The organism is Corynebacterium marquesiae, from assembly GCF_030229635.1.
Lineage (GTDB): Bacteria > Actinomycetota > Actinomycetes > Mycobacteriales > Mycobacteriaceae > Corynebacterium > Corynebacterium marquesiae.
Genome location: NZ_JASPII010000008.1, coordinates 118,860 through 133,831, shown reverse-complemented (window position 1 = coordinate 133,831; position 14,972 = coordinate 118,860). Strand labels below are relative to the sequence as shown.

The following is a 14,972-nucleotide window of genomic DNA, read 5'->3' as shown; positions in this document are numbered from 1 at the left end:
CCGCGCCACAACAGCAGAATCCGGAACCCATTTCGACTCCACACAATCACCTAACCCATGTCAGGTGTTTCCACGACGACTAGAAATCAAGCAGCTAATCCGATGCGCCAGCCGGCAGGCTTTAACCGGAAAGTTGTCTGTGAATCCTCCTGCCGCGAGGGGGATAAGGCCGGAAATCGGACATGGGGTTGCTAGGATCTAGCGCGTGAATAAAGACAGCATCTCGCAGGAACAGTCGCCGGAAGGCGAGGGGGCCCGCCCCGTACAGGGCGAGGCCACCCAGCAAGGCAAAGAGGCGACTAAGAAGAAAGAAATGCCGTGGCTGCTGGAAACCCTTCTGGTCGTGGCTACGGTTCTTGTGATCGTCGGACTTTTCCAGAACTTTATCGGCCGGCAGTATGTGATCCCATCGGGCTCGATGGAGCCGACTCTGCACGGCTGCGAGGGCTGCACAAATGACCGTATCTTTACGGAAAAGATCTCTTACTACGGTGACGGCGAGCCAGAACCAGGCGATGTCGTCGTGTTTAAAGGCACCGAGGACTGGAATTCCAGCTACGTCTCACCGCGCTCGTCCAATCCGTTAATTCACGGTGTACAGGATGCGTTGAGCTTCGTATCCTTGGCACCACCAGACGAAAATACTTTGGTCAAGCGTGTGGTTGCTACCGGCGGACAGACGGTGTCCTGCCAGGAGGGCGATCCTGCTGTCATGGTAGATGGCAAACCCATCGAGCAGGACTACGTGCAAGACCCGCCAACGTATCCGGTAGACGAGTCGACCGGCTCGGAGGCCTGTGGTGGTCCGTACTTTGGTCCCGTCGAAGTACCGGAGGACAACATCTGGGTGATGGGCGATAACCGTACTGCTTCGGCCGATTCGCGCTACCATATGACCGATAAGTTCCACGGCACGGTTCCAGTAGAAAACGTCCGTGGCAAGGTGAAATTCGTATTCTGGCCGTTTACCCGCATTGGTGGGGTCGATGACCCGGACATTCAGGAATAAGCCTTCCTCCCAACGCCTGCGCACCCGGGATTTTCTCCTCCCCGTGGTGGCAGGCTTTGTCCTGCTGGTGCTCCTGCAGGCGCTGGTGGGGCGGATGTATGTCATTCCTTCTGCGTCGATGGAACCGACCCTGCACGGGTGTCCTGGCTGCAAAAACGATCGTATCGCCGTGCAAAAGGTCAGCTATTACTTCACGGACCCAAAGCCCGGGGAGGTGGTGGTCTTTGAAGGGCCCGAGTCGTGGAATAACGAGTTTGAGGTCAATCGTTCGCACAATATTTTCGTGCGCGGAGCCCAAAATGCTCTAGCGGCCGTAGGGCTGCTTCCCAATGGGGAAAATATCCTGGTAAAGCGCGTCATTGCTACCGGCGGGCAGACGGTGAGTTGTCAGGCCGGCGATCCTGCGGTCATGGTGGATGGAAGGCCCATTGACCAATCCTTCGTCCTCGATCCGCCGGAGATTCCCGTAGACGCCAGCGTGGGTTCGCGAGAGTGTGGCGGAGAGTATTTTGGCCCAGTTACTGTCCCCGAAGGAAACCTTTGGGTGATGGGTGATAATCGCACCAACTCCCTCGATTCCCGTGCGCACTTGGGTGACAACTTGCAGGGCACCGTGCCGGTCGACAATGTCCGCGGGCGCGTCGAGGCCATCATTTTGCCGCTTTCGCGTTGGGGCGGGGTGGAACACCCGGAAATCTCGCATGCGGCGGCTTAAACAGCGACGCACCTACGAGGTCGCATTGAACAAGGCCGGTTTAGGCCCGGTAGCCGGCGTAGACGAGGCCGGGCGCGGTGCCTGCTGTGGACCAATCACCATCGCAGCTTGTGTGATGCCCGATCGGCCGATCAAGGAGTTGTCGGAACTTACTGACTCCAAAAGGCTCACCCCCAAACAACGCGAAAAGCTTTTTCCACTCATTAAAGACAAGGCTGTGGGCTGGTCTGTGGTGCATATTGGTGCGGGGGACATCGATAAGCGCGGCATCCAGCACGCCAATATTTCCGGCATGCGCAGGGCAGTTGCGCGCCTGGAGGTACGTCCGGGCTATGTGCTTACCGACGCCCTCTTTATCCCCGGCCTCACCCAACCCCACCTGCCCATTATCGGCGGCGATGCGGCCGCGCGGTGTATCGCCGCGGCGAGTGTGCTGGCCAAAGTCAGCCGCGACCACCTGATGCACGAGCTGGATGCGCGGTACCCCGGCTACGGGTTAGCCAGCCATAAGGGGTACGGAACCAAGGCGCATGAGGCCGCAATTGCGGGGCTTGGAGCGTGCCCGGAGCACCGGATGAGCTATGAGAATGTCCGCCGCGCTCATGCGGATTTTGCCGCGCGTGCCTAGCAAGAAACTAGCACTTCTCGCGCTAAGCTAAAGCGAGCTAACCCACAACCTGGAGGTCCACCGTGAGTGCAGAGGAACTCGATAACTACGAGGCTGAGGTAGAGCTGTCTCTCTACCGCGAGTACCGGGACGTTGTCAGCCAGTTTTCCTATGTCGTTGAAACTGAGCGGCGCTTTTATCTGGCTAATGCGGTAGAGCTTATTCCGCATACCTCTGGGCCTGATGTCTACTACGAGGTACGCATGTCTGATGCTTGGGTATGGGATATGTACCGCTCCGCGCGCTTTGTGCGCTACGTCCGCGTTATTACATACAAGGATGTCAATATCGAGGAGCTGGATAAGCCGGAATTCATGATGCCGGAATAACTTTGTCAAGCCGGCGCACACAGCGCCGTACCCTAGCTGTGGATAACAGCGCTGCAGAGCGTAGTTATCCACAGCTAGGGTCTTTTTGCTTGTGCGTCCCTTGTGTAGGCCCTTTCACCTGCGGTGTCCTGTGCTAGCCAATGAATTTCTCAACGCACAAGGATAAACCGCAATGCACTTTAGTTCAGAACACCGCTTGGCTACGAAGAAGCCTCGTCATAAACAAGTCTTAGGTAAAAGGGGAGAGGCCTTCGCAGCGCGCTATCTGCGCGAACGTGGGGCAGAAATAATCGCTGCCAACGTCTCTTATCGGGTGGGAGAAATCGACCTCATTGCCCGGGAAGCGGACGGAACCATCGTCTTTGTTGAGGTTAAGACCCGCGCCAATTCCCGCTACGGGGTAGCTGAGGCCGTAACTCCGCAGAAGCTCGCGCGACTGCGCAAAGCCGCGGCGCAGTGGCTTGATGGAAAGCCACTGGCTGAGGTGCGATTCGACGTCATTGCCTTGGTTGCGCGCGGGCAGGGGTTTGCGCTGGAACACTTCAAGGGGGTTGAAGATGGCTCTAGGTAATTGTTTGACCATGTCCTTAAACGGAGTCCTAGCTCAGCTGGTTGACGTGGAGGCGAACGTCGGCCACGGGCTGCCAGGGATACACGTTGTAGGCCAGACGGATACCGCAATCTCCGAATCTCGGGATAGGATCAGGACCGCGGCCTTTAATTCCCATCTGCCCTGGCCCAAGACCAAAGTGGTGGTCTCCATGTCCCCGGCGTCGCTTCCCAAATCCGGGTCCCACTTTGACCTACCCATAGCGCTTGCGATCCTCGCGGCACAGGCGGAGGCCGACTTCCCGTCTTATGGCAGTACTCCCTCGCCCGCCCAACGTCTCCAGCGCACCTTGGTCTTAGGCGAGCTCGGTCTCGACGGCTCCGTCCGGCCTGTAGCAGGCATTATCCCCGCTCTTCTGGCCGCACGGGAACAAGGAATTACAACTCTCGTTGTGCCACCTGGCAATGCCGCCGAGGCCACATTGGTGCCGGACATGGACGTACTGGTTGCTGCGTCTTTGAAGGAGGCTTTCGGATGGGCCTGCGGTAACCGTGGGCTGCCGCAGGCGGCGGGCTTTACAGGGTCGCTCAGCCCCGCGCCTGCGGCGGGGTCGCGACTCGACTTTAGCGATATCGCTGGCCAAGCTAATGCCAAATGGGCTGCCGAGGTTGCTGCAGCCGGCGGCCATCACCTGATGATGATTGGGCCGCCTGGGTCGGGAAAGTCCATGATCGCCTCGCGCCTGCCCACCATCCTGCCTACCCTTACTCCAGATCAGCAGGTCGAAACCACCGCAATTCATTCGCTTACCGGAACCCCAGGTGAGATCATCGAGCGCGCCCCGTTCATCGCCCCGCATGCCTCGGTTACTCGGGCGGCATTACTTGGCGGCGGTTCCGGACATCCGCGCCCTGGTGCGGTGAGTTTGGCTCACAATGGTGTGCTCTTTCTCGACGAGGCCAGTGAGGTAGCCGCGCCGGTACTCGATGGTCTGCGTGCACCGCTGGAGGAAGGACACGTGCGGTTGGCGCGCTCGCGCCGCGAGGTTACCTATCCTGCCCGCTTCCAATTGGTCATGGCGGCAAATCCGTGCAGGTGTGCGGCCGAAGATCCATCCAAGTGCAGGTGCAACCCCCATGAACGGATGAACTACCTCTCCAACCTCTCTGGACCGTTGCGAGACCGTCTGGATATGGTGGTCACCTTAAGCGGGCAGGCGGCAACAATTAACGCGGACGGTGAAGAGGAATCCGCAGTCATCGCCGAGCGCGTCGCCACTGCCCGTGAACGTGCCGCTGCGCGCTGGTGGGCGGATGGCATCACCGCGCGCACCAATGGGGAAGTTCCCTCGTCTTATTTGCGCCGAAAGAGGCCCGCTGCGGAGGCTGCGATGGTCATGTTGTCTGCCTACTTGGCTGAAGGCGAAATATCCCAGCGCGGAGTGGACCGCGTATTGAAGCTCTCCTGGACTCTGGCCGATCTAGCAGGAAAGGCACAGCCGGACCTAGACGAAGTGGGGCGCGCGCTCGATCTACGCGGCTCAATTAACGTCGGGAGGCTCGCAGCATGAGCGAACTTGACCTTTCTACTCCGTATGCGACCTGGGTATATCTTAATCGGGTGGTGGAAGGCCCCTCTGCTGCATTGCAGGCCCTGCTCACGCAATACCCAGCTGAGGAAATCGCCCACGGAATCTACAATCGCGCCGACTGGATAGGCCCGCTTTTGGCGCGCACGGCCTCCCGCTATGACTGGTTGCGGCAAGCCGAAGATATGGCGGCAGCCGAAAAAGTCGGGGCCCGGCTCATTACGGCAGAAAGCCCAGAGTGGCCCACAGAGGAGTTTGACTCTGCATTCGGCTTCTATCAGCACAGCGGGCAGGCCCCAGCCACTTTTGATGACCAAGCATTACCACCGCATAGCCTGTGGGTGCGCGGTGCGCCATTGCAGGCAGAGGTTGCTCAAGCTGTGGCCATCGTCGGTACTCGTGCCATTTCCCGCTATGGCTGGCAGGCCACCCAAAACGTCGTGTCCGGATTGGTTCAGCATGAATGGACTCCAATATCAGGCGGCGCGCTGGGAGTGGATACCGTCGCGCACGAAACAGCGTTGCACAACAACGGGCGCACGGTAGCCATAGCAGCGTGTGGCATCGATAGGGATTACCCAGCCCGCAATGCCAACTTATTCGCCAAGATTGCGGACAATGGTTGCATCATCTCTGAATTCGCGCCGGAAACCGCGCCGAAGCGCCACCGGTTCTTAACGCGCAATCGCTTAGTGGCAGCATTGAGCCACGGCACCGTCGTTATGGAGGCGGCATTTCGATCTGGCGCATTGAATACCCTCAACTGGGCAGAAGCGCTTGGGCGAGTTGCGATGGCGGTGCCGGGGCCGATAACTACTAGCGGCTCGTTGGGCTGCCACCAGCGCATTCAAGAAGGCCGTGCGCAGCTGGTTACCAGTGCTGATGAGATTCGCGCTCTAGTAAGTCGCGCCGGGGAAGTAGACCCAGGTGCACAGTACGAAATCAATTTTGCGGCAACCATGACCCAACGCCTCTCCCGCAATGAGTTGCGCGTCTTTGACGCGACGCCACCGTTAGGACAGGAAAAAGCAACGGCAGAAGACATTGCCCGAGAAGCAGGATTCCGTTTACCGCTGACAGTTCACTTACTGCTGGCGCTGGAAAAGATGTGCGTTGTCGTCCGGCATGGCAATACTTGGGCGCGCCGGGAAACGGAATAAATGGCACCTGCGTTTGGCGAGTACACTGCTGTGGCATGAGTGAAGATGGAAAGTCCGCGAAGGCTCCGAAAGTTGAGGGGCAGATGGCTGAGGCCATTGAGGACTTCGCGGATTTCCAACTACATGTCAAAGGCCGCGCAGAAGCGACGGTGCGCGGGTATCGCTCCGACTTGCGCGACCTTGCACGCAGCGTGCCGACCTTCGCGGAGTTTGACCTCAACAGCCTGCGCCAATGGTTGGCCGAGGCTGTTGCGGAAGGAAAATCGCGTTCCACCCTGGCACGGCGCACCGCGGCAGCGAAGGGATTTTCTACTTGGGCAGTGCGCGAAGGGTACCTTAAGCGAGACGTTGCTGCCCGCTTAGTTACTCCCAAAGTGGGGCGTCACCTTCCAACGGTTCTAGCTCCGGAGCAAGCCGGCGAGCTTATGGGCAATGCAGTCTCTGCAGATGAAGTCCACTTCCTTCGCGATAGTGCCATCCTAGAGTTGCTCTACGCCTCCGGTATGCGCGTGGCGGAGTTGGTCCGGCTGGACCTAGGCGATATTGATTTTCAACGCGGTACCTTGCATGTCACCGGTAAGGGCAATAAGCAGCGCGTAGTGCCTTTCGGGCACGCAGCGGAAGACGCTTTAAAGCAGTGGATTGACAAAGGCCGTGGAGAAATCGCCACGGCTGAAACTGAAGCGGTTTTTGTTGGCAGCAGGGGAGGGCGCATCGATCAACGCCAGGTGCGCCGCATTGTAGAAAAGGCCGCCAAAGTCACTGGTACACAGGGGCTTACCCCGCACGGGGTGCGCCACTCTGCCGCAACCCACCTTTTGGAAGGCGGGGCAGATTTGCGCGTAGTGCAAGAACTGCTGGGGCACTCCTCGCTTAATACCACGCAGATTTATACCCACGTATCCGCGCAGCGCTTGCAGCGCGTATACGACCAAGCCCATCCCCGAGCTTAAAGCGGTTTGAGACGAATTACCGGCATATCCAGCAGGGTTAAAGGATCGATGTAGGTATCTTTTGCGATGAGTGCACCCCAGTGCAGTCCGGGATAGCCATCGACCGGATTGCCTAAACGGCCTATCACTTGGCCCTCGCGGACTTCTTGGCTCTGCTTTACGGAGCCGTGCACGGGCTGATACGTCGTTCTCACTCCATCGGCGTGGGCAATGGAGACAACTGGTTTGCCGGCCACCGTGCCCACAAAGGCGACTTCGCCGTCTTCGGCGGCTACTACCGGCGAGCCTGCTGATAGGGCCATGTCGACGCCGCGGTGGCCAGGGCTCCACTTTTGTTCTGGGGCGTCGAATCCACGCAACACCCGCGCCGGGCTAGGTTTGCCGGAAGCAGGGTCGACATAGGCCGTGGCCGGTGGGCAACACAGAATAAGAAGCGAAAGAAGGGTGAGGAAAGTGGTGGGGAGGAAGGTGGGACGTCGGCAAGCAGGAAATGCGGAGGGGGAAAGGAACTGATTCATGGGCACAGTGTCCGCCGGAAAGAAGCGTTTTGGGAGTCCGTTCTCCTTTAGCTGTGGACAACTTGGGTTGCATGATGTGATTGAGCCGGTTGTGACGATTGATGCAAAGTGGCTGCGGCGAAGTTGTGGATAAGCTGTCTTCGGTTTGGAAAAACCAGCGTAAGGGGATTATTCTTTGGGGCAGCAGTGTGTCCACCTCGTGGAGGCATTGACTACGCGCGGCGAAGTTGTCGCTTCCTGCTGGAAGGAAGAGACAGCCTGACGGCTGACGTGGTCCTTGGAAACAAGGTGTCAGCAGGGCCTTCGTTGCTAGGGTGCGGAATAAAACACCGCACAATTGGAAAACCGAAAGACAAGATAAAAGAAAGCGAGCGAATCATGGCAGTTGTAACCATGCGCGAGCTCCTCGACGCTGGTGTGCACTTTGGCCACCAGACCCGTCGCTGGAATCCGAAGATGCGTCGTTTCATCTTCACTGACCGTAACGGCATCTACATCATCGACCTGCAGCAGACGCTGACCTACATTGACGAGGCTTACGAGTTCGTCAAGGAAACCGTTGCACACGGCGGCACCATCCTGTTCGTTGGCACCAAGAAGCAGGCTCAGGAAGCAGTTGCTGAGGAAGCAACCCGCGTCGGTATGCCTTACGTCAACCACCGCTGGTTGGGCGGCATGCTCACCAACTTCCAGACCGTTTCCAAGCGTCTGAAGCGCATGAAGGAGCTTCAGGCAATGGATGAGCGTGAGGACGGCTACAAGGGCCGCACCAAGAAGGAAGTTCTCATGCTCAACCGTGAGCGCGCTAAGCTCGAGCGCGTTCTGGGTGGCATCTCCGATATGGCAAAGACCCCGTCCGCGCTGTGGATTGTTGATACCAACAAGGAGCACATTGCGGTTAAGGAAGCTCGCAAGCTGAATATTCCGGTAGTCGCCATCTTGGACACCAACTGTGATCCGGATGAAGTTGACTTCCCGATCCCAGGCAACGACGACGCCATCCGCTCTACCAAGCTGCTTTCCGGCATCGTTGCTTCCGCTGTAGAGGAAGGCAAGAAGGCGCGCGAGGAGCGTCAGCTGGCTGCAGCTAAGGAAGCTGCCGGCGACTCCGCTGAGAAGGAAAAGCGCGATGCTGAGGCGGCTGCCGCAGCTTCCGACCCGGCTTCCGCGGAAAAGTCTGAGGAAGCATCCGCAGACAAGGCCGAGAAGTAGTCTTAACTTCTCGCTAGGAATTTTCCTCACCCGCGTTTAACTGAATACCCCACGCACTTTTGGTGTGGGGCAGCAAGGGAGTAATTCCTGCCCAAGGCTGTTTACCAACCCCCGCCACCGTGCTGTAACGGCGGCGGGGGTTGGTTTTATCTATGCTGGGTTCTGCTGAAACCAGCTCCACTTTCATACATAGGTGGGAAGGGGTGGTTTCTGCCACCCTAAAGCGGCGCGATTTCACCGCGTCGACTACGCTGTTTGAACGAACACTGTTTGATTTTCAAGGAGGATCGCCCCAACTATGGCGAACTACACTGCTGCAGACGTCAAGGCACTGCGCGAAGCTACCGGCTCCGGCATGCTCGATTGCAAGAAGGCTCTGGAAGAGTCCAACGGCGACTACGATAAGGCCGTTGAGTACCTGCGCATCAAGGGCGCTAAGAACGTCTCCAAGCGCGCTGACCGTGAGGCTACCGAGGGCCTCATCGCCGTTTCTGGCAACACCATGGTCGAGATCAACTGTGAGACCGACTTCGTTGCTAAGAACGAGGCTTTCAAGACCTTCGCAGCCAAGATTGCTGACGCTGCTGCTGAGGCCAAGGCAAACTCCGCTGACGAGCTCAACAACATTGAGATCGACGGCAAGAAGGTCTCCGAGGTCGTGGACGAGGAGTCCGCAAAGACCGGTGAGAAGCTGCAGGCACGCCGTGCCGTTACCGTAGAGGGCGACAACGTTGCCGTTTACCTGCACCAGCGTTCTGCTGATCTGCCGCCAGCAGTGGGCGTGTTGGTTTCCTACGAGGGCAGCGAGGAAGGCGCTCACGCTGCAGCCCTGCAGATTGCTGCCATGAACGCTGAGTACCTCACCCGCGAGGACGTTCCTGCAGAGGTCGTTGAAAAGGAGCGCGAGATCGCTGAGGCCACCACTCGTGAGGAGGGCAAGCCAGAGGCAGCCCTGCCGAAGATCGTGGAAGGCCGCCTGAACGGCTTCTTCAAGTCCATCGTTCTGCTGGAGCAGGCTTCCCTGTCTGATAACAAGAAGACCGTAAAGCAGGTTGCTGAAGAAGCTGGCACCACCATCACCGGCTTCGTTCGCTACGAGGTTGGCGCTTAAGCCCACCCCTGTTTTAACGACTAGCCCACGAAGGACTATCCTTCGTGGGCTTTGTCGTGCGCTCACCGTGCCGACTAGTGCGGATTGTCTATTCGCAGGAGAGGGACCGGCACGTAGCAATTGCCTACTGGCCTGCACCGGCGGGCGGTGTGAGGAAGCGAAAGATATATGGGTAAGATAGGGCGGAGATTGAAACTGCCCCGCGTTAAGGAGACGAAGTAGGCGTGACTGCTGCAGAAATTAAGCGAACCGGATACAAGCGAGTAATGCTGAAGCTGGGCGGTGAGATGTTCGGCGGCGGCAAGGTCGGCATCGACCCAGATGTGGTTGAAAACGTAGCCCGCCAAATCGCCGAGGTTTCCCGCCAGGGAATCGAGATTGCAGTGGTTATCGGTGGCGGAAACTTCTTCCGCGGCGCCGAGCTTTCCCAGCGCGGCATGGATCGTGCTCGCTCGGACTACATGGGCATGCTGGGCACGGTAATGAATTCCCTCGCACTGCAGGACTTCCTCAAGCAGCAAGGCGTGGACTGCCGCGTGCAGACCTCCATCAACATGGCGCAGATTGCCGAGCCGTACCTGCCGCTGCGCGCTGACCGCCACCTGGAAAAGGGCCGTGTGGTTATCTTTGGCGCCGGCATGGGCATGCCGTACTTCTCCACAGATACCACTGCCGCGCAGCGCGCCCTGGAAATTGGTGCCGAGGTTCTTTTCTTGGCCAAGGCAGTCGACGGTGTCTACTCCGATGACCCACGCACCAACCCGGATGCGGAACTGTACTCTGAAATCACTCCGCGTGAGGTCATTGAAAAGGGCCTTAAGGTTGCGGATGCCACGGCCTTTAGCCTGTGCATGGACAATGATATGCCAATTTTGGTCTTCAACCTGCTGGAAGAAGGTAATATCGCCCGCGCCGCCGGCGGTGAAGTTATCGGCACGCTGGTGCAGTCCTAATACTGTAAGGGCTGCGAACCTGCTACCTTTTTATACAGCCACCCCTATTCGTTTAAGGATGATTTAACCTCATGATCGATGAGATTCAGCTCGAAGCAGAAGAGCACATGACCGCTTCCGTCGAGCACACCCGCGAGCAGCTGGTGACCATTCGTACCGGCCGCGCGAATCCCACTATGTTCAACGGCTTGGTAGCCGAATACTACGGTGTACCTACCCCGATTACCCAGATGGCTACCATTTCCGTACCGGAGCCGCGCATGCTGCTCATCAAGCCTTATGAGCAGTCCATGATTCATGAGATTGAAAACTCCATCCGCAACTCGGATTTGGGCGTGAATCCCACCAACGATGGTCAGGTTCTGCGCGTGACCGTTCCACAGCTGACGGAGGAGCGTCGTAAGGAAATGGTGAAGCTGGCCAAGAGCAAGGGCGAGGACGGCAAGATTGCTATCCGTAATATTCGCCGCAAGGCCATGGAGCAGTTGAAGAAGCTGCAGAAGGACGGCGACGCCGGCGAGGACGAGGTCATCGCAGCGGAAAAGGAAATGGAAAAGATTACTTCCGGTTACATCGAGCAGGTGGACAAGCTGGTAGAAAATAAGGAAAACGAGCTGATGGAGGTCTAAGACCTCCCGTCATTGCCGCCGTGCCCGTCCCCGGCCGGCGGCGCTTTTTCTGTTCCGCAGCCTACAGCTCCGAAGTGTGGAGTAGGAGAGATCGAGCAGTGGAAAGTTAGCGAGGGGGCGCGAAAAAGCAGCGAAAGGAGCCGGTCATGGTGAGTGACGCCATTAACCGCCGATTGCCTCTGCCGAAGAATAGCGCAGGCCGCGATTTGCCGGCCGCTATCGGCGTCGGCGTAGGCCTCGGCGCACTTGTCGTGCTCGCCGTATGGGCCGGCCCACTCGCGTGGTACGCGTTTGTGGCCCTTGCAGTTGGCGTTGCTATGTGGGAGGTGCTCAGCCGCCTGCGGGAGCATTCCTACTATATTCCGCGCACGTTGCTCATTATTTTGGGCCAAGCTATGGTGTGGGTTTCGTGGCCACTGGGCGCGCCCGGCCTTGTCGCGGTCTATGTCACCGCTGTGCTGGCGCTTATGTTTGGTCGCCTCTTCCATAATGGTCGCCATCGCCCACCAATTAACTACCTGCGGGATATGTCCGTCGGCATTTTTGTGCTGACATGGATTCCGCTTTTTGCCACCTTCGCAGCAATGCTGTCGCTGGTGTCGACCCCATTTGCCAGTGGCGCCGCCTCCATCGTGGTCTTTATGTTGTGCGTGGTGGCCTCCGATACTGGTGGCTATATCGCTGGCGTGATGTTTGGCTCGCATCCCATGGCCCCTGCAGTAAGCCCAAAGAAATCGTGGGAGGGCTTTGCCGGGTCCATCCTCTTTGGCGTGGTCACCGGCGCACTTACCGTTAAGTTCCTGCTCCATCACGATGCCTGGGTGGGCGGTCTGATGGGGCTTGGCCTTGTCATTTGCGCCACCTTGGGCGACTTAGTGGAATCACAGTTTAAGCGTGAGCTCGGAATCAAGGATATGTCGGCCCTGCTGCCCGGCCATGGGGGCCTGATGGACCGCCTAGATGGCATGCTGCCTTCCGCCATGGTCACCTGGGTGGCCATTAGCTTCCTGGCAACGTTCACGCCATAGAAGCAGCGGGTACGCAAAAGCCGCCTCTCCCCAATAGTCCGTCTCCTAAGAAGGCAGGACAGGGGGAGAGGCGGCTTTTTAAGACCTATACCTGCTGAGCCTGCTTGCGCAGTTGGCGGCGCAACTCAAACATGCGCCAGCCACCCACTAGCGCCATGATGAGTGCTCCGCCAATGGCGAAGATGAGGAAAGCGATTCCAGCAGGGAACTCACCGGACCAGCCTAGGAAATTCATGGGGACCGCGTGCTGGTTTTGCATGATGAAAACAATGAGAACAATCAGTAGCAGGAAACCTACGATGAGCGCGATCCACGTGCTGGCTGCGAAAGATCCCTTCGCCTTGCCGGAAGGCTGGGTGGAGTGAGAAGTAGAGTCAGAGACCGTCGGCTCTAGGCTAGAACCGGTCTCCGGTGCAGAAGCGTTCATCTCCGTCGAGGAGAGGTCTGCGTCGGAAGAAGAAAAGTCATCTGCGGGGTAATTCGGATTTGTCATGCATCCATTATTTCTTTAAACCTGTCGATTATGCCACTTGGCACGGCTTTCAATTGGAAAAACCCACGCAGACCGTGGAAAGATGGGCAACACTATGGCTCAACCAGTGAAACTTAACTTCTCCGCCCCGCGCCGCGGACTTCCCCCTAAGCACTTCGCCGACCTGACCGAAACCGAGCGCATTGATAAGCTCGCAGAAATTGCCCTGCCTAAATTTCGTGCAAAGCAGCTGGCTAAGCACTATTACGAGCACTTTACCGACAATGTGGAGGATATGACCGATATCCCCGCCGGCAAGCGCGAAGCAGTTAAGGAAGCCTTCTTCCCTGAGCTCATGAAGCCTATCCGGACTACTTCCACGGATGACGGCGAGACCACTAAGTCCCTGTGGCGTTTGCATGATGGCACGCTGCTGGAGTCGGTTCTGATGCGCTACCCTGGACGCGCTACGTTGTGTATTTCTTCCCAGGCCGGCTGCGGTATGGCCTGCCCGTTCTGCGCTACCGGCCAGGGCGGTCTGGACCGTAACTTGTCTACGGGCGAGATCGTTGAGCAGTTCCGCCATGCTGCCGCCGCAATGGCGGCAGAAGGCGGCCGCCTGTCCAACGTGGTCTTCATGGGCATGGGTGAGCCACTGGCCAACTACAAGCGCGTGGTGCAGGCCGTGCGGCAGATTACTGGCCAGGATGGTGCCGGCTTTGGTCTTTCTCAGCGCAACGTGACTGTGTCCACCGTGGGCTTGGCTCCGGCAATCCGTAAGCTGGCGGACGAGGATTTGGCCTGCACGCTCGCCGTTTCCTTGCACACTCCGGATGATGAGCTGCGCGATGGCCTTGTGCCGGTCAATAACCGTTGGTCCGTCGATGAGGTGCTCGATGCTGCGCGTTATTACGCGGATAAGTCTGCTCGCCGCGTGTCTATTGAGTATGCCCTGATTCGCGATAAGAATGACCAAGATTTCCGCGCGGATATGCTGGGCCGCAAGCTGCATCAGAAGCTGGGCTCCAAGGTTCACGTCAATGTCATTCCGCTCAATCCCACGCCGGGCTCGGAGTGGGATGCGGCCCCGCAGGACCGCCAAGACGAGTTCGTGCGCCGCGTACAGGCCCAAGGCGTTCCTTGCACGGTGCGCGATACCAAGGGCGATGAGATTGCGGCAGCTTGTGGTCAGCTCGCAGCGGATGAACGAGAAGATAAGTCCGCCTAACTGATAAGATTGGCGGATATGATTACTCCGAATTATCCGCCGCTTGCAGATGACCCCACCTCGCAGGCCTTGGCCGTGCGCGGTCTGAATAAATCTTTCGCTGGACGCCCCGCGGTGTCGAATTTGAGCCTCGACATCCCGCGGGGCTCTATTTATGGCATCGTCGGACCGAATGGCGCTGGCAAGACGACCATGCTCACCATGGCTTGCGGCTTACTGCGGCCAGATAGTGGCGAGGCCTTTATCGCCGGGCACAATACCTGGCAGGACCCGCTCGCAGCGAAGGCGGCAATGGGCCTTCTTATCGATGGTGCTCCAGTTTTCGACCGCTTGTCAGGACCGGAATTCCTTTTCTATCTCGGGGCATTGCGCCGTATGAATCAAACGGAGGCGGAACACCGCAGCGCGCAACTCTTGGATGCCTTGCAGCTTGCCGACGCCGCCGATAAGCCCATCGCAGACTACTCCGCTGGCATGACCAAAAAGATCCTCCTAGCTGGTGCACTATTGCACAACCCAGAAGTTGTGATTCTTGATGAGCCTTTGGAGGCCGTGGATCCTGTATCAGGCAAACTCATTCAGGAACTACTGCGTGCCTACGTTGACCGCGGTGGCACGGTTATCTTGTCCTCCCATGTCATGCAATTGGTGGAGGGGCTGTGCGACCACGTAGCCATTATTGCCGGTGGCCAAGTGCTATCTGCTGGACACGTAGAGGAGGTGCGCCAAGAAGGCAGCCTCACGGATGCCTTTATCCACTTCGCCGGCGGCAGTGAATTTGATGCCGGCTCCTTTGATTGGCTGCGGCGCGATAGCGACGAGCCGCAACGTAGGGGAGGGGAGTTTTAGT

At 58.2% G+C, this 14,972-nt stretch carries 17 protein-coding genes; 15 read left to right on the top strand and 2 right to left on the bottom strand.

The features are described 5' to 3' along the window. Window positions 1-205: 205 nt before the first annotated feature. From lepB (QP971_RS07170) to QP971_RS07135, 8 genes are all read left to right on the top strand, one after another. Complete coding sequence (gene lepB / locus QP971_RS07170) at window positions 206-1,009, top strand: signal peptidase I (protein ID WP_284791139.1); 804 nt, start codon at window positions 206-208, stop codon at window positions 1,007-1,009. After that, complete coding sequence (gene lepB, locus QP971_RS07165; RefSeq protein WP_049377481.1) at window positions 987-1,724, top strand: signal peptidase I; 738 nt, start codon at window positions 987-989, stop codon at window positions 1,722-1,724. Before lepB (QP971_RS07170) ends, lepB (QP971_RS07165) begins: the two co-directional genes overlap by 23 nt. After that, a complete protein-coding gene (locus QP971_RS07160; RefSeq protein ID WP_284811192.1) occupies window positions 1,711-2,352 on the top strand; it encodes a ribonuclease HII in 642 nt (213 codons plus the stop codon). Before lepB (QP971_RS07165) ends, QP971_RS07160 begins: the two co-directional genes overlap by 14 nt. A gap of 62 nt (window positions 2,353-2,414) precedes the next feature. After that, window positions 2,415-2,720, top strand: a complete 306-nt coding sequence (locus QP971_RS07155) for a DUF2469 domain-containing protein (protein WP_005325239.1) — start codon at window positions 2,415-2,417, stop codon at window positions 2,718-2,720. A gap of 172 nt (window positions 2,721-2,892) precedes the next feature. After that, window positions 2,893-3,291: a YraN family protein gene (locus QP971_RS07150; protein ID WP_198491630.1), complete on the top strand. Its 399-nt coding sequence runs from the start codon at window positions 2,893-2,895 to the stop codon at window positions 3,289-3,291. Beyond that, the gene (locus QP971_RS07145) at window positions 3,278-4,840 is read left to right on the top strand and encodes a YifB family Mg chelatase-like AAA ATPase (RefSeq protein WP_284791130.1); all 1,563 of its coding nucleotides are present in this window, start codon (window positions 3,278-3,280) and stop codon (window positions 4,838-4,840) included. Before QP971_RS07150 ends, QP971_RS07145 begins: the two co-directional genes overlap by 14 nt. Beyond that, window positions 4,837-6,018: a DNA-processing protein DprA gene (gene dprA, locus QP971_RS07140; protein ID WP_049377477.1), complete on the top strand. Its 1,182-nt coding sequence runs from the start codon at window positions 4,837-4,839 to the stop codon at window positions 6,016-6,018. Before QP971_RS07145 ends, dprA begins: the two co-directional genes overlap by 4 nt. Before the next feature lie 35 nt (window positions 6,019-6,053). Beyond that, window positions 6,054-6,971: a tyrosine recombinase XerC gene (locus QP971_RS07135; protein WP_239273104.1), complete on the top strand. Its 918-nt coding sequence runs from the start codon at window positions 6,054-6,056 to the stop codon at window positions 6,969-6,971. Here the strand turns inward: QP971_RS07135 and QP971_RS07130 are convergent. Beyond that, on the bottom strand, window positions 6,968-7,489 hold the full coding sequence (locus QP971_RS07130; RefSeq protein WP_284811191.1) for a M23 family metallopeptidase: 522 nt from the start codon (window positions 7,487-7,489) through the stop codon (window positions 6,968-6,970). The genes QP971_RS07135 and QP971_RS07130 overlap by 4 nt on opposite strands. A gap of 378 nt (window positions 7,490-7,867) precedes the next feature. On the opposite strand from QP971_RS07130, the gene rpsB reads away from it, so the two are divergent. The 5 genes from rpsB to QP971_RS07105 all read left to right on the top strand — a co-directional run bounded on the left by rpsB (window position 7,868) and on the right by QP971_RS07105 (window position 12,422). Further along, window positions 7,868-8,701, top strand: a complete 834-nt coding sequence (rpsB, locus tag QP971_RS07125) for a 30S ribosomal protein S2 (protein ID WP_049377474.1) — start codon at window positions 7,868-7,870, stop codon at window positions 8,699-8,701. A gap of 298 nt (window positions 8,702-8,999) precedes the next feature. Further along, window positions 9,000-9,812: a translation elongation factor Ts gene (gene tsf / locus QP971_RS07120; RefSeq protein WP_239273102.1), complete on the top strand. Its 813-nt coding sequence runs from the start codon at window positions 9,000-9,002 to the stop codon at window positions 9,810-9,812. A gap of 266 nt (window positions 9,813-10,078) precedes the next feature. Continuing rightward, the gene (gene pyrH / locus QP971_RS07115) at window positions 10,079-10,765 is read left to right on the top strand and encodes a UMP kinase (RefSeq protein ID WP_023027755.1); all 687 of its coding nucleotides are present in this window, start codon (window positions 10,079-10,081) and stop codon (window positions 10,763-10,765) included. A gap of 71 nt (window positions 10,766-10,836) precedes the next feature. Next, a complete protein-coding gene (gene frr, locus QP971_RS07110; RefSeq protein WP_005325221.1) occupies window positions 10,837-11,394 on the top strand; it encodes a ribosome recycling factor in 558 nt (185 codons plus the stop codon). A 146-nt stretch (window positions 11,395-11,540) separates the two neighbouring features. Next, window positions 11,541-12,422: a phosphatidate cytidylyltransferase gene (locus QP971_RS07105; RefSeq protein WP_284811190.1), complete on the top strand. Its 882-nt coding sequence runs from the start codon at window positions 11,541-11,543 to the stop codon at window positions 12,420-12,422. A gap of 85 nt (window positions 12,423-12,507) precedes the next feature. Here the strand turns inward: QP971_RS07105 and QP971_RS07100 are convergent, their stop codons facing one another. Beyond that, window positions 12,508-12,915, bottom strand: a complete 408-nt coding sequence (locus QP971_RS07100; RefSeq protein WP_225746794.1) for a LapA family protein — start codon at window positions 12,913-12,915, stop codon at window positions 12,508-12,510. Between the two features lie 94 nt (window positions 12,916-13,009). On the opposite strand from QP971_RS07100, the gene rlmN reads away from it, so the two are divergent. Next, window positions 13,010-14,122, top strand: coding sequence for a dual-specificity RNA methyltransferase RlmN (gene rlmN / locus QP971_RS07095; protein WP_489687069.1), 1,113 nt, complete (start codon window positions 13,010-13,012; stop codon window positions 14,120-14,122). Window positions 14,123-14,140: 18 nt separating this feature from the next. After that, on the top strand, window positions 14,141-14,971 hold the full coding sequence (locus QP971_RS07090; RefSeq protein ID WP_269953091.1) for an ABC transporter ATP-binding protein: 831 nt from the start codon (window positions 14,141-14,143) through the stop codon (window positions 14,969-14,971). Window position 14,972: the final 1 nt, after the last annotated feature.